Origin of the sequence: Agrobacterium sp. LAD9, from assembly GCF_003031125.1 — a bacterium.
In the GTDB taxonomy this organism is placed as follows: domain Bacteria; phylum Pseudomonadota; class Alphaproteobacteria; order Rhizobiales; family Rhizobiaceae; genus Agrobacterium; species Agrobacterium radiobacter.
On record NZ_PHGS01000025.1, the window covers coordinates 187,907 to 207,541 of the forward strand.

The window sequence follows — 19,635 nt, forward strand, 5'->3', positions numbered from 1 at the left end:
CTGTGTCGTTCTGAAGTCAGCTTATTCGTTTCCCCGCACCGGTTTTTGCCGGTGCTTTCCAAGCCGGAGGGCATGTCATGCAACTTTCGACGACCTATGTAAAACGCAATAACGGGGTTATCTCCGTCGAGTTCGTCGGCAGCGACGGTGATCAGGTCTCTGTTCGCCTTGCCGATGGTCTTGAAGGGATCGACGATGCGGAGGCCATCAAGCGGGCAAGTGCGGTAATGGTGCAGCTCACCGCCTTCGGAACACGCCATGGCGCGGATGCGCCTTCGCAATTTTCCGCTCTCGGTACGGCGCAGGATGAGGCTCCGCACGGTCAGGCGAGCGCCCGCACATCGAAGGATCGCGACGTTCTGGAGGAGGAGTTGGAAGAGGGGCTGGAGGAAAGCTTTCCAGCTAGCGATCCCGTCTCGGCGATCGGCACCTCCATCGCCTCCAGAAAGGGAGGCCTGTAACATTGGCTGACGGCAAAGTCGCTCTCGTCACCGGCGCTGGCTCCGGCATCGGCCGCGCTGCCGCCCTTCATCTGTCTGCGGAGGGGTTCTCGCTCGGCCTGCTTGGCCGCACCGAATCAGAATTGAACGATGTCGCGCGGGAAATAGGCGCCGCATCCGGTTCGTCGAAGGTCCTTGTGGCCGATGTGGCGAATGAGGAGGCTATGCGTCATGCGGTCGCAGCACTGGTTGGGGATTTCGGGCGGCTTGATGTCGTGGTGGCGAATGCTGGCGTCAACGGCGTCTGGGCACCCATCGATGAATTGAAACCGTCCGAATGGGACGACACGATCCGCATCAACCTGCGCGGCACCTATCTCACCGTTCATGTAAGCGTGCCGCATCTGAAGGCGGCCGGCGGCGGATCCATCGTCATCATCTCGTCGATCAATGGTACACGCACCTTCACGTCGCCCGGCGCTACCGCCTATTCCGTGACGAAAGCCGGACAACTTGCCATGGCGCAGCAACTGGCGCTGGAACTGGGGCGTCACCGTATCCGCGTCAATGCGGTGTGTCCCGGCGAAATCGAAACGGCAATCGATGAAAATACCGATATACGCGGGCGGGAAAAAACGGAGGTTCCTGTCCGTTTTCCCGCCGGGGACATTCCTGTGACCGGCGGCGTGGCCGGAACGAGCGACGACGTCGCCGCGCTGATCGGTTTCCTGGCGTCGGATGCATCCCGTCACATTACCGGCACGCCGGTATGGATCGATGGCGGCCAGGGGCTGCTCCGATAATTACGGCATCCAAGCTCAGCGCCAACGGCATCACGGGCTTGTGTCCCTATGATTAACGAATGGGTAACGTCTGTTCACGAGACTTTGTACATGGGCGAGGTTGCCGTGTTGTGGCCACCTTCGATAGTTAAGCGTCTGCCGGAAAGGCGGGCAAATCAGGCGGGCAGAACAATCCATGGGCATGCAGGCATTGCTGGATTTCGCGGTTGCGGGGTTGCGGCATAAGGTAAAGGCAGGGGCAAGAATGGCTGCGGTCGTCGCGATCGGCGGCGGTCTTGCGGCGTGCACCTCCATGGGCCTCGACAGTGTCAAGAAAGACCCGCCGAAACTGTCGTCCAAGATGATGGCGCAGATGTCGGCCAAGAGCATGCGCCCGGAAAGCCCGGTCCTCGTTCGTATTTTCAAGCAGGAAAGCGAACTCGAGGTGTGGAAGGTCGACAAGACAGGAAATTACGCGCTCCTCAAGTCCTATCCCATGTGCCGCTGGTCGGGAAAGCTCGGCCCCAAGATGAAGACTGGTGACCGGCAGGCGCCGGAAGGTTTTTATCATGTCTCGGCCGGCATGCTGAACCCGAACTCACAATATTACGTTTCCTTCAATCTCGGTTATCCCAACCGGCTGGAATCGGCGCTCGGTTACACCGGCGAGGCGCTGATGGTGCACGGCGCCTGCTCCTCTTCCGGCTGCTACGCCATGACCGACGCCCAGGTGGGTGAGATTTACGCTATCGTCGCGCGTGCATTGCAGGGCGGACAGGACCGCTTTCAGGTGCAGGCCTATCCCTTCCGCATGAGCGCCCGGAATATGGTGGCGCATCGGGATGACCCCAACATGCCGTTCTGGAAGACGCTGAAGGAAGGTTACGACTATTTCGAGGTGACGCGCCGGCAGCCCAAGGTTTCCGTCTGCGGCCGCCGTTATGTCTTCAACAGTGAATTTGCCGGCGGCGAGCCTGCCGATCCGCTGGCGGCGTGCCCGCCGGCCGTCAACCTGCAGGATCCGCTGGTGGCGTCAAAACTCGGTGAAGAGCAACAAAAACTTGCCGCCGCGATGAGCGAGGGAACTTCTGCCTCCCTCAGCGCGTATGTGGACGGCGGCATGCATCCAAGCTTTCGGGCCATTCTGAAATCCAGCGGCGCCAAGGCCATGGCATCGCAGGTTTCCGGCACGAAGTACCCTATCAGCCGCCCGGAGGCGGCGCTGGCAGATCCCTTTGCCAGCGTGAGATGACGTAAATGAGGTTTTTCAATTGAACGAGACGACAACGACCCGGCGGGGTTTCCTGCTTGGAGCAGGTGGACTGGCGCTTGCCGGCCTTGCGGGCTGCAACACAACGGCGCGTGAGGCCGCCCGGCCCGCGGCACCTGCCGAAGACCCGATGTATGCCGCCATGTACGGTCCGAGGCCTGACGAGCAGTTCCCGCTGCCGGAAATCCCCTATAAGCGGATTCCGCGCCAGTTCCTGCGGCAGATGGTGGCGAACCCGACCGGCGAACGCCCCGGCATCATCGTGGTCGATACGGCCAATCATTTCCTCTATCTCACCTATGAGAATGGTCAGGCCATGCGCTATGGCGTCGGTCTCGGCCGTGCAGGCTTCGAATGGTCCGGCCGCGGCGTCATTCAGTACAAGCGGCAATGGCCGCGCTGGACGCCGCCCGATGAAATGGTCGCCCGCCAGCCGGAACTGGAACCCTATAGCAGCCGTAACGGCGGTATGGAGCCGGGCCTCAAGAACCCGCTCGGCGCGCGTGCGCTCTATATCTTCAAGGATGGCAAGGATACGATCTACCGCCTGCACGGCTCGCCTGAATGGTGGACCATCGGCAAGTCGGTCTCATCAGGCTGCGTGCGCCTGCTGAATCAGGATATCATCGATCTTTATAACCGCGTGCCTGACGGTACGCCGATCGTCGTGACGGCACTCGGCCCCGCGCAGCAGGGCGTGCCGATCGGCCAGGAAGGTGTGCCCGTGGCGCAATACGGCAATGGCGTGATCGGCGACGGCCTGTCGCAGCCGACACAGGCCTATTGATCAAGAAACGTTCACCTCACGGCGCAGGCGCGCCGTGAGTGTGGCCCGCCTCAAGGACTGTATGATGCGAGGCGATGTTCTCGCGTTTCACCATTGCTCTCACGCAACTCGGCGTGTCTCTTCCCGGCTGCCAGTAATTTCCATCTCAAGACGGAAACGCGATACCAGCGCGCGCAGCTTTGCCGTTTCGGCGGCAAGTGTTGCGGAAGCGGCGGTGGATTGTTCCACCATGGCCGCATTCTGCTGGGTGGCGTGATCCATCGAGTTTACGGCCGCGTTGATCTCCGCAAGGCCGGTCGATTGTTCGGCGGCCGATGTGGCTATCGCATTCATATGGCGGTCGATGCCGGCAATGCGTTCGCCGATATCCTTCAGCGCCGTGCCGGTATCGAGAACCAGCTTCACACCGCTTTCCACCTCGACGGATGACTGGCGGATATGATCGCGGATTTCACTTGCGGCCTTTGCCGCGCGCTGGGCGAGATCGCGCACCTCCTGCGCCACCACGGCAAAGCCCTTGCCGGCCTCGCCCGCGCGGGCGGCTTCAACGCCAGCATTCAGCGCCAGAAGATTGGTCTGGAAGGCGATCTCGTCTATGACGCCGATGATGCCGGTGATCTGCCGCGACGAGGTCTCGATGCGGCGCATCGCCTCTTCGGCATGGCCGACCACTTCGACCGATTTCAGCGCGCTTTCGTTGGCGTCTGTGGCGGCGAGCCTTGCTTCTGCGGCGCGCTTGTTGGCGTTCGACACGTTGACCGTGATTTCATCGAGCGCAGCGGCCGTCTGTTCAAGGGAGGCGGCCTGATTTTCCGTGCGGCGGGAAAGATCGCCGGCGCCGGCGGCGATCTCGCAGCTGCTACCGTCGATGGTGCCGATGCCATCGGAAATGGCGAAGAGCGTTTCGGCCAGTTGCCGCACCGAGCTGTTGAAATCGTGGCGCAGGGCTTCAAATTGCGGGGCAAAGGCATCGTCGAGCTGGAAGGCCAGATCACCCGATGCGAGCCGCTTCAGGCCGGCCGCGAGGCCGGAGGTGGCGATGCGCAGCCGCTCGGAAGCATCTTCCTCCGCCTGCCGCCGCGTTTCCTCCTGGTCGGCTTCCGCCTGCCGGCGGGCGGAAGTTGCCTGCTCTTCGAGCGCCCGGTTGGCGATGGCTGCCTGCCGGAATATCTCGACCGCGCCGGACATGGAGCCGATCTCGTCCCTGCGGTCGGTGCCGGAGGGCGGTTGCGACGTATCGCCGGCCGCCAGGATTTCCATATTCTTCGACAATTGCAGAACGGGGAGGATGATTGACTTGCGGGTGAGGAGGAAAAGTCCGGCGGAGAAAAGCACGGCTAGAACCAGCAGCCCCTTCAAAACGAGGTTGATGGTCGCCTTGGTCTTTTCGCTTTCGGCCGAGGCGGCGTCGGAAAGGGCTTCGATCTGGTCGCCGGCTGTTTCCATCGCTTTTTCAAGCGCCGAAAATTGCCGCGTGAATTCGGGCATCAGTTTGAGAGCCTCTTCCTGACGGGCGCCGGCAAGGCCGACAACCGCATTGGCGGCATCGATATAAGCAAGAAGCGGTTTTTCGGCGCCGTCGATGACGGCCCTGACGTTTGTGCCGGCTGACAGAGACCTGTTTTCCTCGATCATTTGCCGGAAGGTGGATTCATGTTCCGCGAGATCGGCTTTTACCGCATTCAGCTCCAGGCCCATCCCTTCATCGGAAGAAAGAATGGCGGCGAGCACGTCGGAACGCAGCGCGTCGTGCATCATGTCCGCTTGCATGTGGTTGCGAAGTACATGGGCCGAAAGCGCCACATATTCGCTATTACGGTTGAGCGTTTCCGTTGCCCACATGCCGACACCTGTGGCGCTGCCGGCGATGAAAAAGATGGCGACGCTTGCCAATATTGTCTTCTGCTGTATCGACGCCATGGAACGCTCCCGCGCTGTTGGTTATGCTGTGAAAAAATAATAGAATATGCTTAATAAATGATCTATTTCGCTCTGCTCTTGATAAAAGCAAAAAAAAGGCTGCAATTTTTATTGCAGCCTTTGCTTTATTAGAAGTTTATACTTTAATTTGCGCGTTTCAGCGCATCGCCGAGGATTGAGACAATATCGTCGAAATGGGATTTTTCGGCGATCAGCGGCGGTGAAAGGGCGATGATATCGCCGGTGACGCGAATAAGCAGGCCGCGCTCGAAGCAATCCGTAAAGACATCATAGGCGCGTGCGCCGGCAGCACCTTCGCGTGACTGCAGCTCGATACCGGCGATGAAACCGATGGTGCGGATGTCGATGACGTTGGGCAGGCCCTTCAGGGAGTGGATGGCGTCGTGCCAGACATCCTGCAACTCCGCCGCGCGGGTGAAGAGGCCCTCATCGCGGTAGATGTCGAGCGTCGCGATGCCGGCGGCGCAGGCTACCGGGTGGCCGGAATAGGTATAGCCGTGGAACAACTCGATCTGGTTTTCCGGCCCATGCATCAGCGCATCATGCACCTTGCGACTGGTGAAGACCGCGCCCATGGGGATCGCACCGTTGGTCAGGCCCTTGGCCGTGGTGACGATATCTGGCGTAACGCCGAAATAGTTGCTGGCGAAGGTGGAGCCCATGCGGCCGAAACCGGTGATGACCTCATCGAAAATCAGCAGAATGCCGTGCTTGTCGCAGATGGTGCGCAGGCGTTCCAGATAACCTTTCGGCGGCACCAGCACGCCGGTGGAGCCGGCCACGGGTTCGACGATGCAGGCGGCGATGGTTTCCGCGCCATGCAGGGCGACCAGGCGTTCCAGATCGTCCGCAAGCTCTGCGCCATGCTCGGGCTGGCCCTTGACGAAGCTGTTCTTCGCCGGATCATGCGTGTGGCGCAGATGGTCTGCGGGGATCTGCGGGAAAACGCGGCGGTTGTTGACAAGGCCGCCCACGGAGATGCCGCCGAAACCGACGCCATGATAACCGCGTTCACGGCCAATCAGCCGGCTGCGGGTGCCCTGGCCGATGGCACGCTGATAGGCGATGGCGATCTTCAGCGCCGTATCGACCGATTCCGATCCGGAGCCCGTGTAGAAGACGCGATCAAGCTTCGCTCCTTCCGGGCCGGGCGCGATTTCGGCCAGCCGTTCGGCAAATTCAAAGGCAATCGGGTGTCCCATCTGGAAGGAGGGTGCGTAATCCATGGTCGAAAGCTGGTGCTTTACGGCAGAGGCGATCTGCTGGCGGCCGTGGCCGGCATTGACGCACCATAGGCCAGCCGTGCCGTCGAGAACCTGGCGTCCGTCATTGCTGGTGTAATGCATGCCTTCGGCGCTCGTCAGCAGGCGGGGATTGGCCTTGAACTGCCGGTTGGCGGTAAACGGCATCCAGTAGCTGTCGAGTGAGGTGGAATTGGATCGGCTCGGATTGTCCATGGTGGTCTCCTGTTCGTTGCCGGTGATTGAAAGCTATTTTTGCGACTGAACAAGCCCTTTTCTCTCTGTGGCCAAGTCATTGAAAATGCTATAGGCCTCAACACAGATTTTCGATATTTCGAACAAGGGCAACGGGGGCTCGGGCATGTCGGTGGATATAGGCGGACGTTTACGACATTTGCGGCTGCGCCATAATATTTCCCAGCGGGAACTGGCAAGACGTGCCGGTGTCACCAATTCGACGATTTCGCTGATCGAATCCAACACCTCCAATCCATCCGTCGGTGCGCTGAAGCGCATTCTTGACGGTATACCGATCGGCCTTGCCGAGTTTTTCGCTTTCGAGCCGGAGACAAGCCGGAAGGCCTTTTACCGGGCGGATGAACTGGTCGAAATCGGCAAGGGGCCGATCTCCTTCCGGCAGGTAGGCGAAAATGTTTTCGGCCGCAGCCTGCAAATCCTGAAGGAATGTTACCAGCCGGGCGCCGATACCGGCAAGGTGCCGCTGGTTCACGATGGCGAGGAGGGGGGCATCATCCTCTCCGGGCGTCTGGAAGTGACGGTCGATGATGAGAGGCGGGTGCTCGGGCCGGGGGATGCCTATTATTTCGAAAGCCGCAGGCCGCACCGATTCCGTTGTGTGGGTCCCGTACCGTGCGAGGTCATCAGCGCTTGCACTCCGCCAACCTTCTGATTCCAGCGGATTTGGCGCTTAGCGCCGCTCGTGAAACGGCTGAGAGGGTGAGGTGGAGAGAATTCGATTGTCAGCTCTTGCATTTTTGCGTAGCTGCCATGATCAGAATGCACTGTCGCGCCACTATTTTGCCGTCTTTGCGCCCTTCTTGCGATTTTTCCATCGTTTTTTATTGGCGCAGTGGCAATGTCGGGCAAAAAAATCCCAGCCAATATGTCAAATTTTATATGCATTGCCACAATCTTGCTGCGCTGCAACAAACTTTAATAGTCTTTTACGGGCATGTCTGTTCTTGGCGTTCCTGTCTCATCTGCGCAAGTCATAAGAAACACATAAGAAAAGACTGTAGACGGCACAAAACCCAATACATGCCGGCGCGACACCCATGCTCTCAACACATGGCCGCCCGCCCATTTGTTGCTTTTTTATGCAACCGTTAATATTGCCCGGACGTTAATCGGCCGCTCGCGCAAGAAATCGCATAGACGGTTATGGGCAATGTGCCTTACAAAAAATCCATTAGCATCAAATTCCGAACACAGACTTGTTATCTCTTTTAGACGGAAAGACGCGCCTCCGGGCACCGACCAATCGCAAAACATAAATGGAGTTCTCTCTATGAAGTCCGCGACCCAATCGGCTGAACAGACACTCAGCAGCTCCGAAGATTTCGATGTCAGTTTCCCTATCGGGGGCATCGCAAAACGCAGCTTCGATATGACATCGGCTGCACTTGCGCTGCTCATCTTCAGCCCGATATTCCTGTTGATCGCCGCGCTGGTGAAATTGTCTGATCCCGGCCCGATCTTTTATGGCCACCGGCGTGTGGGACATAATGGCCGCTATTTCCATTGCCTGAAATTCAGGACGATGGCGATGAACGGCGATGAGATTCTGCGGCAATATCTTGCCGCCAATCCGGAAGCCGCCGAAGAATGGCGCGCAACCCGCAAGCTCAAGAACGATCCGCGTGTTACGGCCGTCGGCGCCGTGCTGCGCAAGCTCTCGCTTGACGAACTGCCGCAGCTCCTCAACATCATCCGCGGCGAAATGAGCGTGGTTGGCCCACGCCCGATCGTCGATGAGGAACTGAGCTATTATGAAAGTGCTGCCGCTTATTATCTCAGCACCCGTCCAGGCCTGACCGGCCTGTGGCAGATCAGCGGCCGTAACGACGTCTCCTACAAGACCCGCGTCGCTTTCGACACGCAATATGTCCAGAACTGGTCGATGCGGCAGGATGTCTTCATCATCGTCAAGACCATTCCCGCCGTGTGCCTTTCACGCGGAAGCTACTGAAAACCGATATTGAGTTCGGCTTTATCGATCTTCGTTTCGACACGCACCCCGACCGGGATCCCAAGTCCGGTCTTTGGGTGCGTCATTGGTGCTAATCATACCGGCCGCTTTTTGCGGCGCTGCGCAGCCGGCCTTGCCCGGTTGCGCGACGGCCGGACCGCCTGCATGGCGATCCGCTAACAGGGAGTTTCCCGATGAACGGCCTTATTGCTGCCGCCCACCGCCCGTTTGTGGCCCTCGTTCTTGCCGCTTCCGTCGCCCTTGCCGCGCCGCTGTCCGCACTGGCTGCGGATGGCGCTCAATATAAGCTCGGTACCGCCGACAAGCTGCGCATCCGCGTTGCCGAGTGGCAGCCTGCCGATGGCAGCATCCGCAACTGGGACGTCATCAACGGCGATTATTCCGTCGGCCCGTCTGGTGCGTTGTCTCTGCCTTTCATCGGGCAGCTGGATGTCGCGGGCAAGACGCCCTCGGAGGTCAGCGAACAGATCGGCGCGCAGCTTCAGAGCAAGTTCGCCCTTCGCAACCTGCCTTCGGCTTCCGTCGAAATCGCCCAGTTCCGGCCGATCTTTCTGAGCGGTGATGTGCAGACGCCGGGTGAATATCCCTATGCCGCCAATCTTACCGTGCTGAAGGCCGTCAGCCTTGCCGGCGGCTTGCGACGCTCCGACGCCGGGCAGCGTTTTGCCCGTGACTTCATCAATGCCCGTGGCGATGCCGCGGTTTACGACAACCAGCGGGCAAGGCTGCTCGCGCGTCAGGCGCGGCTGGTGGCCGAGGTCAAGGGTGACACGACCATCGCCAAGACGCCTGAAATGGAAAAAATCAGTGAGATCGACGTGCTGCTGGCCAGCGAAAGCGCGCTGATGAAATCGCGAACCGACCGTTACACCCTGCAGCTCAAGGCGCTGACCGACCTGCATGCGCTTTTGCAGAGCGAAGTTGAATCCCTGAAGAAGAAATCAGAGACACAGAACCGCCAGCTGCAGCTTGCCAATGAGGACCGCGACCGCGTCAACCGGCTGAACGAGCAGGGGCTTGCGTTGTCGCAGCGGCGTATTTCTGCGGAAGAACGTGCGGCGGAGGTGGAATCCAACCTGCTTGATATCGATACGCAGTCGCTGCGCGCCAAGCAGGACATCAACAAGGCGACGCAGGACGAAATCAACCTGCGCAACGACTGGGTGGCGCAGCGCTCCAAGGAATTGCAGGACACCGAAGCGGAACTCGACAAGCTCAATCTGCAGCTGACCACCAGCCGCGAATTGATGTCGGAAGCACTGGCGCAATCGGCCGAAGCGATCCGTTTCGATCCGTCGGGCAAGTCCGCGACGATCAGCTATGTCGTGGTGCGTGAGGAAAACGGCAAGCCGAAGGAAGTGAAGGTGGATGAAAACGCACTTCTCCAGCCCGGCGACGTCATCAAGGTCTCGTCCGAAATCCTGATGCAGTGAGGTTTTCATGCGGATCGCCAAATCGGCGCTGATCGATCCCGAACGCAATGAAATCTACGGAATGACGGCGGTTGCGCTGTCATTCTTCGTTTTCGCCTATTCGTCGCGTTTCGGGCAAATCTCGGTTCTGGCCTATTATGGCATGTGGCTGCCGCTGGTGGTGGTCGATTACCGGCGCGTGCTCGGCAACTATCCGCGTTATCTGTGGATTTTCGCCTTCGGCATTTTGACGGTTCTGTCCAGCTTCTGGTCGGAAGCTGCGTCGGTGACCATGCGCGCCTCCATCCAGTATATGACGCATATCGTCTGCGCGCTGATCGCGATGCGGGTGATCTCGATCCGGACGCTGACGCGTGGCGCGCTTATCGGCATCGCCGTCGTTCTGCTCTATTCGCTGCTGTTCGGCATCTACCTCTTTGATGCGCTTGACGGCACCTATAGTTTCGTCGGCGCTTTCTCCTCCAAGAACCAGCTCGGCTTTTATGCCTCGCTCGGCGTCATCTTTGCCGCCGCGTCGGTGCTGGTGCTCAAGCAAAGGGGCATCTGGCTGCCGGTTGCCGGCGTCACCGGGCTCCTGTCGGCCTATAGCCTCCTTGCGTCGCAATCGGCCACATCCACTATTACCACGGCGGCGGTGGTCGCCCTCATCATCGGCTTCATTCCCATCGGCATGCTTTCGCCGGCGAACAGAAAGATGACGTTTTTCGCGCTCGGTGGACTCGGCGCATTGCTGGTGGTCGCTTCCCTGCAATTCGGCCTGCTCGACGCCATTCTCGGCATTTTCGGCAAGGATTCGACGCTGACCGGCCGAACCTATCTCTGGCAGCAGGGCATCGAGGCGGCGAAACAGACGCCAATCCTCGGCGTTGGTTATCAGGGGTTCTGGGTCGCGGGTTTTCCCGATGCCGAACGCCTGTGGAACGATTTCTTCATTACCGGCCGCACCGGCTTCCACTTCCATAATACCTATATCGAAACCGTGGTGGAAAACGGGTTCGTTGGCATGCTCCTGCTTGCCATGGTGCTTTACGGAACTTTGCTCGGGCATCTGCGCTCGGTGCTGATGCGCAAGAGCGACCCGCAGGGCGTCATCCTGTTTGCAATCTGCGCCCTGTTTGTCGTGCGTTCCTTCGTGGAGATCGACATCATCTTCCCCTACCAGATAGGCTCATTCCTGCTTTATTTTGCAGCCGGGAAACTGTGCCTCCCGGCAAGGGCCGCAGAGGGTAGCGAGCGTCACCCGGCGATCGGCATGCGGTTACAGACGAGAGCCTAGAGATAATCCGCCGAGACATGCGGACTGGCGTGGATGAAACTCCACATGTCCTTGCTGACCTCGACGATGTCGGCGATTGATTTTTCCAGCTGGCCGATTTCCTTCTCGTCCATGCGCTCGACCTTGCCGTAACGCACCTGGCTGTCGTCCTCCACCAGCCGCATCAGCTGTGTGCTGGCGATTTCGCCCTTCTCGTCGAAGGAATAGATGCAGTGATTGTATTTGTTGCGCGTCTTCGCTTCCTTCTTCAGCCGCGCCATGATGGAGAGGATGGTCTTGCGATCCTTCGCATCGGTGGAGGGAAGCTTCGCCAGGCGCTCGATGAGATCCATACGCGCCCGCGTGGTGTTGAGGGTCAGGAACACGACGATGGCCGCTTCCTTCTCCACTTTCAGGAGATGGACGATCAGATAGATCATCAGGCTTTCGGTGTTGGTCCACACGTAATTCAGCCTGCCGACCAGCAGCAATACGTCCGACATCACCGCCATGCCCGCTTCTCCCACCCCAAAAGAATTATACGGGCATTATATGCCGACAGGGGCAGGATTGACAGTGTAAATCCCTGTTATCTCTTCATCTTTCCTTGAAGGCGCGGGACATGCTGTCGGAGATCGGCTTGGTCAGATATTCGAAGAAGGTACGCTCCGAGGTCTGGATCAGCACGTCGGCGGGCATGCCGGGCACGGGATGGAAATTATGGACCTTGGCGATCTCTTCGTCAGGTATCTGGACGCGCACGATATAGACGTCCTTGACCTGAAGGCCGGCATTTTCCTCGATGCTATCGGCCGAAACGTAGAAAACCTTCCCATTCAGAACCGGTGTGGTGCGGCGGTCGAGTGCCGAGAGGCGGATCGCGGCGGTCTGCCCCTCATGCAGCTGGTCGATGGAGGTCCTGAGCACCTGTGCCTCGAGGATGAGGGGAACATGGGCGGGCAGGATTTCCATGATCGGCTTGCCTGTCGTGATGACGCCCCCGGGCGTGTGATAATAGGCGCGCACCACGGTGCCGTTGACGGGAGAGCGGATGATGGTGCGTTCCAGCACTTCGGCTGCGCCGCGCACCTGTTCGCGCACGCTGTCTAGATCGGATTCAGCAATTTCAAGCGCATCGAGCGCCGCCTGCTTGTTGGCGTTGACGGCGATGATCGCTTCCTGCCTGAACTTGGCGATCTCCGCCTCGCTCTGGTTCATTTCGCCGCTCAGCCGGGCGATGTCACCCATCACATCGGCAATGGCGCGCTCCAGCGCCAGCATGTCGGTCTTGCGAATGACGCCATCCTTCGCGAGCCTCTCCTTGGAATCGCGCTCCTGCGTCAAAAGCGCCAGTTGCCGGTCGAAGGACTGTTTTTGTCCGTCATAACCCGCATAGCGGAACTCCAGCGACCGGATGTTCTTGTCGATCAGGTTGAGCTGTTCCTCCAGCTTGACGAGCTTGCTGTGGAACACGATGTTCTGGCTCTGGATGATGGCGTTGATGTCAGGATCGCCGGCTTCCTTCATGACGATATCAGGCACCTTGAAGCCCTTTTCCCCCTGCGCTTCGGCGCGCAGACGCGTGACGATGGTTTCGAGGCGAAGCCGTCTCATCTGCAACATGCGTTCATTGGCAAGCGCCGTCGTCTTGTCCAGCGTCAGAAGAACGTCGCCTTCCTTGACTGTTTCACCTTCGCTGATCATCATTTCCTTGATGATACCGCCTTCGAGATGCTGGACGACCTTGTTGTTACCGGTGGCGACGAAACTACCCTGGGCGATGATGGCAGAGGAGAGCGGTGCCGTGCCGGCCCAAAATCCGAAACCACCGAAGGAAGCGAGCAGCACGGCAAGACCGATCGAACTATGCAGGCGGATCGAGCGCGGCACTTCGCTATACCATTCGAGCTGGCCCTGGGGTTTGATTTCGGCAACGGCGTTTTTCTTCTTGAACATGACGGTCCTCAACCCTCGATCTGCGGGGACTGGCTGGCCGGGCGGCCATTGCCGGAAAGCGCCTTCAGCACATCCATCCTTTCGCCGAACATGGCGACCGATCCGTCCTTCAGCACCATGATCTTGTCGACGCATTGAAGAAGCGCCGGGCGCTGGGTGATGGTGACGGTGGTGATGCCCTGTCTTTTGGCGTGCAGCAGGGCTTTGGCCAGCGCCTGTTCGCCCTGCGTATCAAGGTTGGAGTTCGGCTCGTCCAGCACCACGAATTTGGGGTCGCCGAAGAAGGCGCGGGCAAGCGCGATGCGCTGTTTCTGGCCGCCGGAAAGCGGCGCGCCGTCGGCGGCGACCACGGTCTCATAGCCCTGCGGAAAACCGGCGATCAGCTCATGCACATCCGCAAGCACAGCTGCCTCATAGATCTGCCGGTCCTCGATATCGTCGCGCATACGGCAGATATTGGCCTTGATGGTGCCCGGAAAAAGCTGCACGTCCTGCGGCAGATAGCCGATGCTTTCACCGAACTGCCGCTGGTCCCAGTTGCGCAGATCCATGAGGTCAAGGCGCACATTGCCTGAAGTAGGCAGGATGGAGCCGACCAGCATCTTGCCGAGCGTCGTCTTGCCGGAGCCGGAATTGCCGATGATGGCAAGCGATTCCCCCTTTTTCAGCGAAAAGGAGATGCCGTTCAGGATCACCTTCTTCTGCGGCGGCGGCACGAAGAGGATGCGCTCCACGTCGAGACGCCCTTCCGGATTGGGCAGGCGCAGGCGCGGGAAATTCAGCGGCGAATTGACGAGAAGCTGCTTGATGCGGCCATAGGCGGCGGCCGATTTGTTGAATTGGTGCCAGCCCTCGATTGCCCCTTCGATGGGCGCCAGCGCACGGCCGGAAATGATGGAGGCCGCAATCACCATGCCGCCGGTCAGTTCACCTGATAGCGACAGATGCGCGCCCCAGCCAAGCAGCGCCACCTGGGTGATCATGCGCGCCGCCTTGGAAACGCCCGAGAACATGATGTTGCGATCCTGCGCCGCGACATGAGATTTCAGGGACCCTGCGGTTTCGCGCCCCCACATCTTCACCGCTTCCGGTATCATCGCCAGCGCATTGATGATCTGCGAATTGCGCGACATGGAGTCGAGGTGGAAATTGGCGCGGCTGAGATAACCGGACGCCTCGGAAAACTGTCTCGCGGTGAAGCGCTGGTTCAGCCAGGCGATGATGAACAGCACGGCGCAGCAGACCATGATGATGATGCCGAGATGCGGATGGACGAGATAGACCACCACGATAAAAAGCGGCATCAGCGGTGCGTCGAGAAAGGCGATCAGGGTGCCGGAGGTGATGAACGAACGCAATTGCTGCAAGTCCTGCAATGTCTGGTAGTCCTTGCCGCTGCCATGCAGGGAGGCGCGGGCGGCGGCCGAAAGGATCGGCGCGCCAAGCTGTACCTCAAGTTCGACGGCGGTTCGCATCAGGATGAAGCGGCGGATGGCGTCCATGAAGGCTTGCAACAGAACCGCGCCGAGCACGGCAACCGTCAGCATGACAAGCGTATCCATCGAGCGGCTGGTCAATACTCGGTCGGAAATCTGGAACAGATAAAGGGGGATGGCGAGCAGCAGGACGTTGATGGCGACGGTGAACAGCATCACCACCACCATGTTGCGTCGCACGGCGGCGATGCCCTTGGCGAGACTTGCGGCGAAGTTGATCGGCTCGCTGCGCTTATGGAAACCGCTCTTGCTTCCGCCACCACCGCCGCCGCCGCCACCACCGCCATTGTCCGTCGGTTCCTTGCCGCCACCACCCGTTACCGGCCGGCGCTCGTTTTCACGGATCGGCCCTTCATTGTTATCGATGGTCTTGACGAAAGGCAGGTCGGTATTGTCGATCTTGGCATGTGGTTCCGGCGGAGAGACGGGTTGCCGGTCCTGCTGAGGCGCCGGCTTTTCCGGGGGAACGTCGCGCAGCTGTTCCGCCTGTTCTATTTTTGCATGAGGTTGGGGAAGAGATTGTGGGGGAATGATCTGCGTTGGTGATGAAATGGTTTTTGCGGCCTGTTCCGCGCCGGATAATTGGCGCAGGTTTTCGACGGCTTCATTGATGGCTGAAATACAGGCGTCCGTTAGTTTGCTGTCTTCCGCCTCCTGATCCAGCGGCAAGTCCAGCGAGCGTCCGTCGGCAATGGTTTTTCTTGAAATATGATCCATTTTTTATCGGTCCCCTCGGTGATCTCACGGTGTTTGCGGTTCGGCCGTGACGGGACGCGATTGTCGCCCCGCCAGCCAAATCTACGCGGTCACCGCCTGCATGACGTCGGCCGAATGTCCGTTCGACCATGACAGGTCGTGACCGGCATTGATGACGCCATTGGATTCGTTTTCGATGGTGGCGGGATCGTCGTGAAGAAAGGCGATGACCTCGTTTGCCAGCTGACCCTGCTGGGGTTGCGACGTGTCGTTTTCGATGATGCCGCCCTGAATAAGGATGGCATCGGAATAAACGCCGCCGGCGACATAGGTGGTGGAGCCAAAGCTGTCGTAATCGACGATCTGCGCCAGATTGACGACGGCGTTGCTGCCGGTATCGATGTGGACGGTGGCGTCCTCGTTGTTTTCGAGAACCTTGGCGGCTGCCTGCGTCACGTCGTCGGAATCGCCAAGCACGCTCACCTGCTTGATGATGCTGACATCATAAAGATTGCCGGTGATATAGAGGACGTTCAGCCCCTCATAGCCGGCGAAATTGACGTCATGAGCCAGCGCATCCGGCATGTTGGGGTCGCGCGCGTTGATCGCGTTGACCGTCTGCGTCATGTAATCAGGCATGGTTTCAAAACGGTCGTTGCTGCCAACATTGTGAATGGCGGCATCGTTCCACAGAAGGTTGTTGCCGGACTGGATGGTGGCGCCATCAGGCGCATCGGGATTGGCGCGCGCCCAGTCATTGTCGTAAAGCACGGCGATCTGGCTGATCAGGTTCATGTCCAGCACATTGCCGCCGACGATGATCAGGTCGTATTGCATGCCGATGCCGAGGAAATTCGCAATGTTGAGCGCGGCGTTGCCGCCCGTCAGCAGACTGACGGTAGCGCCCGAGGTGGTTATCGTCATCGTGTCGTTGTCGCTGACGAACTGGTATTGCTCGATCCAGTGCACGAAGGAAACGTCGCCTTCCAGCACGCTGACACGCCAGGCGGTGGGGAATATTGGGGGGGCGCCCGTTTCCTGGCTGTCCGCTGCGGCGTTTTCCGCGCCGGGATAGATGGTGCGCTCGAAGCTGGCGATGTTGAAGGCAACCGTCGCCGCCTGATCTTCCGAGTGTGTGAACACGGAGTCGATCTCGTCCCGGTCGCTATAGATATAGGCCTGGGTGATGGCGTCGATCTGATGATAATCGCCCATGACGGCGGTCACCGAAGTCATGACGCCTGTATTGACCAGAGTAGCGATGTTGGCGACGACGTTGGCGCCTGCGGCGACATCAAGGCTGTTGCCGGCCGGGCTATCCTCATGCAGCGAAACATCGCTTTTTTCCGGCTCTTCCGGCGGCTTGGCGATACCGCGATCGGGCATGTAGTCATCAAGCATCGGCTTTTCGCTGGCTATCGAGCCATTGACGTAAAGACCGTCGATATCGTTGCCGGCCAAAACGAAATCCTGGTCCGCACCGGTGCCAAGCGAGGTGACATCGTTTTCGCGGGCATGGTCGATATAGTCGTGCGCGGATTTGGCGAGCGCCTGCAGCGCATCGTAACTATCGGTGCGCTGGAAAACGGAAAAAGGCGTAAAGATAGCTGCTTCATTGTAGAACTCGACGGTGCGCTCTGTCACGAAGCTGGTGTCGCGCCACACATAGGGGCCATCAGTCATGTTCAGATAGTCGTCGTCCTGAAGAATATTGACCTGCGCTACATGCGCGATGACCGAGCCGGGGCCGGGGTGAACCACAAGTTCATATTCTTCCTCAAAGGAAAGGCGGCCCGGGAAGCGGAAATGTGCGGCGGAAATATCGACCGGAATGGCATTTGCAAGCTGCTGCATGTCGTATTCGACAGCGCGGGCGAAATGCGGTCGGATATAGTCAAAATCATAATAGCCGGCGCTGTATTTGACGCCGGGGTCGTAGTCCTGCAGCGGCACGTCGTAGTTCTTGTCGAGCAGCTTTGCCGCTTCATCGTCCGGCAGGCGGTCCGGATCAGAACGTGCCGGGCCCTCGCTATAGTTGGTTCTCAGACGCGCATCCTCGATCACCGTGTCGAACAGGCCGATGAAATGCGCAATCATGTCCGAAATCTTGTCGATATGCATTGGAGGTCCCTCCCTGATCATCGCGGCAGAGCCTGGGGCTGCGCATGGCACACGTCTCAGAGGCGGTGCTTCGTTTTACGCAAACCCGGTCCTTCAACCGCGAACTGCACCGGCGGGTGCCGGTGCAGCTCTTTTCGTCAAGAGGTGGGTATCAGGAGTGATCCTCACCGACGTCAGAAACATGCGAGTTACCGCCTGTGATCGTGGCGTCAACTGCGTTGGAGAGCATATTGGCACCCTGCACCAGTTCCAGATGGAAGCCGGAATTTGCAAGGATTGCCGATGCATCTGCAGTGCTGGTACCTGCGGCGTCGTCGCCGGCCTTGAGGTCCCATCCCTTGCCGTCGATGCCTTCGGCGCCGAAGGCGTCACCGGCATTGGCGCTCAGATGGTTTTCCGCACCGCCATTCTGCATCTTGATGTCATAGGCCTCATCCTGATCTGCCAGATGGTTGGCCTGCACCATGCTGAAGCCGGTGTCGTTGCCGTCGCCATTGAGCGAGCCGTTGAGGATGTTGTCAACGTCCAGCGTGAAGGAGAAGTCGTCACCGAGGTTGAAGGTGAGGTCTCCGCCGGCGATGCCGAGATTGCCGACATCCTTGACGCCCGTGATGTTGCCGAAGTCGTCATCCGACTTGTAGAAACTGTCAGCGGAGTTGAAGCTGTCGGAGGTCGTTGTGGTCTTGGTGGAGGTGTCGTTGTCGGAATAGTTGGACGTCTTCGTGTCCGTATCCGTAATGGTCTTCACATTGGTGTCGTTGTCGCTGTACGACTTGCTTTCATAGCTCCAGTCGTAGTCGACCTTGATATCGGTGTTGGTTTCGGTGCTCGTCTTGGTGCTCGTGTCGTTGTCGCTATAGGACTTGCTGTCATAGCTCCAGTCATAGTCGTTGTCGCGATTGTCACCGTTATTGGCGGAAACATCGACCTTGGCGTCAACATCCACATTGGTGCTGTTGTCGCTGTTGTCGTTGTTGCGGTTTTCACCGTTTGCGGTGCCGACGTTGCTGTCTTCCACCTTGGCGTCGTTGGTCGCCGTGTTGGCAAAACCATCGGAAAGCGCGCCGATCTTGGTGATATCGTCGCCGGACTTTGGATTATAACCCATTTCGATTTCCTCCGAAAAGCTCGGAGCAGCTTTCGAAATCCCTCTCATCTCAAACGGGATTTTTTCGCGCTTGCTCCGGGTAGCATTAAGATTGAGGTTTTGCAGATGCACTCGGTACGCATCATCTGCGGTTCGGTATTGACCCGTGACCGGGCTCTTTTCGTTCAGCCCTTGTGCGCTACTCGGTAAAACGGCGCACAAATCCGTTCCTCGCTCCGATGGGGAGCGCGGTGGCTTTCGTCTTTTTCGCTTTGCATATTTCTTGAAAAGGAACCGGCGTTTTCAAACACACGTCAAGGCCGGAGGTGTCTTTCCATCGGCCGCCGTTCAGCGACGGTCAGACTGTGCCGCAGAAAAATTGCGCTTCCTAGATATCAATTCGGGCTAAACACATCGGCGCCCATCCCGAATATATATGTCGCGAGCGGTGGTCCGGCGGTCCGTTTCGCTGGTTTGGCCGTAGAAAAATGCCGCTATGCCGGGAGAAACGCGGCTTTTCGAAAAACATGGTTTATTTCGGTGGGAAAAGGCCATTATCCCGAAACGGAACAGCTCCGGGGGTCTTTCGCCGGCGAGCTATGTAAAGGGATATCAACTAAAAGTTATATTTTCCAGGATTGCAAAACCACAGCGAAAGCTTTTCCGATGTGTTTGTTTTTGCAGCGGGTTACCGGATGAATGATTCTATCTCGGCGTAACCTATTTTGTATGTCAATTGTAAAAAATAACCCGTTTGGGCCATTTATTTACACAGCTTTTCGTATTAGCGTGTGTTAATTAACGGGTTATTAATAATAGTTGACATGGCCTGAGGCGGGGAGAGGCCCCTAAAGATCCAGGGGAAAGATACCCGACGGACAACAGACTGCACAACCAAAA

The 19,635-nt window shown here is 58.6% G+C and carries 15 protein-coding genes; 8 read left to right on the top strand and 7 right to left on the bottom strand.

What is annotated here, in order from left to right:
* The first annotated feature begins 77 nt into the window (after positions 1–77).
* The 4 genes from DA915_RS29015 to DA915_RS22410 all read left to right on the top strand — a co-directional run bounded on the left by DA915_RS29015 (position 78) and on the right by DA915_RS22410 (position 3,279).
* Positions 78–461: a hypothetical protein gene (locus DA915_RS29015; protein ID WP_031234233.1), complete on the top strand. Its 384-nt coding sequence runs from the start codon at positions 78–80 to the stop codon at positions 459–461.
* Between the two features lie 2 nt (positions 462–463).
* Positions 464–1,243, top strand: a complete 780-nt coding sequence (locus DA915_RS22400; RefSeq protein WP_107677359.1) for an SDR family NAD(P)-dependent oxidoreductase — start codon at positions 464–466, stop codon at positions 1,241–1,243.
* A 175-nt stretch (positions 1,244–1,418) separates the two neighbouring features.
* Positions 1,419–2,474 (top strand): murein L,D-transpeptidase family protein, encoded by a 1,056-nt coding sequence (locus tag DA915_RS22405; protein ID WP_162690265.1) that lies wholly within the window; start codon positions 1,419–1,421, stop codon positions 2,472–2,474.
* A 19-nt stretch (positions 2,475–2,493) separates the two neighbouring features.
* The gene (locus tag DA915_RS22410) at positions 2,494–3,279 is read left to right on the top strand and encodes a L,D-transpeptidase (protein ID WP_003506330.1); all 786 of its coding nucleotides are present in this window, start codon (positions 2,494–2,496) and stop codon (positions 3,277–3,279) included.
* Between the two features lie 99 nt (positions 3,280–3,378).
* Here the strand turns inward: DA915_RS22410 and DA915_RS22415 are convergent, their stop codons facing one another.
* The gene (locus tag DA915_RS22415; RefSeq protein WP_107677360.1) at positions 3,379–5,199 is read right to left on the bottom strand and encodes a methyl-accepting chemotaxis protein; all 1,821 of its coding nucleotides are present in this window, start codon (positions 5,197–5,199) and stop codon (positions 3,379–3,381) included.
* Between the two features lie 143 nt (positions 5,200–5,342).
* Positions 5,343–6,677, bottom strand: coding sequence for an aspartate aminotransferase family protein (locus DA915_RS22420; RefSeq protein WP_107677361.1), 1,335 nt, complete (start codon positions 6,675–6,677; stop codon positions 5,343–5,345).
* A gap of 145 nt (positions 6,678–6,822) precedes the next feature.
* On the opposite strand from DA915_RS22420, the gene DA915_RS22425 reads away from it, so the two are divergent.
* The 4 genes from DA915_RS22425 to DA915_RS22445 all read left to right on the top strand — a co-directional run bounded on the left by DA915_RS22425 (position 6,823) and on the right by DA915_RS22445 (position 11,400).
* Positions 6,823–7,371 (top strand): cupin domain-containing protein, encoded by a 549-nt coding sequence (locus DA915_RS22425; protein ID WP_003506334.1) that lies wholly within the window; start codon positions 6,823–6,825, stop codon positions 7,369–7,371.
* A 618-nt stretch (positions 7,372–7,989) separates the two neighbouring features.
* Positions 7,990–8,670, top strand: a complete 681-nt coding sequence (locus DA915_RS22435) for a sugar transferase (RefSeq protein ID WP_107677362.1) — start codon at positions 7,990–7,992, stop codon at positions 8,668–8,670.
* Positions 8,671–8,864: 194 nt separating this feature from the next.
* Entirely contained in the window at positions 8,865–10,124 is a 1,260-nt protein-coding gene (locus tag DA915_RS22440) for a polysaccharide biosynthesis/export family protein (protein WP_080864885.1), read from the top strand.
* Between the two features lie 7 nt (positions 10,125–10,131).
* Entirely contained in the window at positions 10,132–11,400 is a 1,269-nt protein-coding gene (locus DA915_RS22445) for an O-antigen ligase (protein WP_107677363.1), read from the top strand.
* On the opposite strand, the gene DA915_RS22450 is transcribed toward DA915_RS22445, so the two are convergent.
* The 5 genes from DA915_RS22450 to DA915_RS22470 all read right to left on the bottom strand — a co-directional run bounded on the left by DA915_RS22450 (position 11,397) and on the right by DA915_RS22470 (position 18,756).
* Entirely contained in the window at positions 11,397–11,891 is a 495-nt protein-coding gene (locus DA915_RS22450; RefSeq protein ID WP_003506345.1) for a hypothetical protein, read from the bottom strand. The two genes, DA915_RS22445 and DA915_RS22450, sit on opposite strands and share 4 nt — an antisense overlap.
* An 85-nt stretch (positions 11,892–11,976) precedes the next feature.
* The gene (locus tag DA915_RS22455; protein ID WP_003506347.1) at positions 11,977–13,335 is read right to left on the bottom strand and encodes an HlyD family type I secretion periplasmic adaptor subunit; all 1,359 of its coding nucleotides are present in this window, start codon (positions 13,333–13,335) and stop codon (positions 11,977–11,979) included.
* 8 nt (positions 13,336–13,343) lie between these two features.
* Positions 13,344–15,548, bottom strand: coding sequence for a type I secretion system permease/ATPase (locus tag DA915_RS22460; RefSeq protein ID WP_087745624.1), 2,205 nt, complete (start codon positions 15,546–15,548; stop codon positions 13,344–13,346).
* Positions 15,549–15,629: 81 nt separating this feature from the next.
* Complete coding sequence (locus DA915_RS22465; RefSeq protein ID WP_107677364.1) at positions 15,630–17,648, bottom strand: hypothetical protein; 2,019 nt, start codon at positions 17,646–17,648, stop codon at positions 15,630–15,632.
* Positions 17,649–17,799: 151 nt separating this feature from the next.
* Entirely contained in the window at positions 17,800–18,756 is a 957-nt protein-coding gene (locus DA915_RS22470; protein ID WP_003506352.1) for a hypothetical protein, read from the bottom strand.
* Between the last annotated feature and the right edge of the window lie 879 nt (positions 18,757–19,635).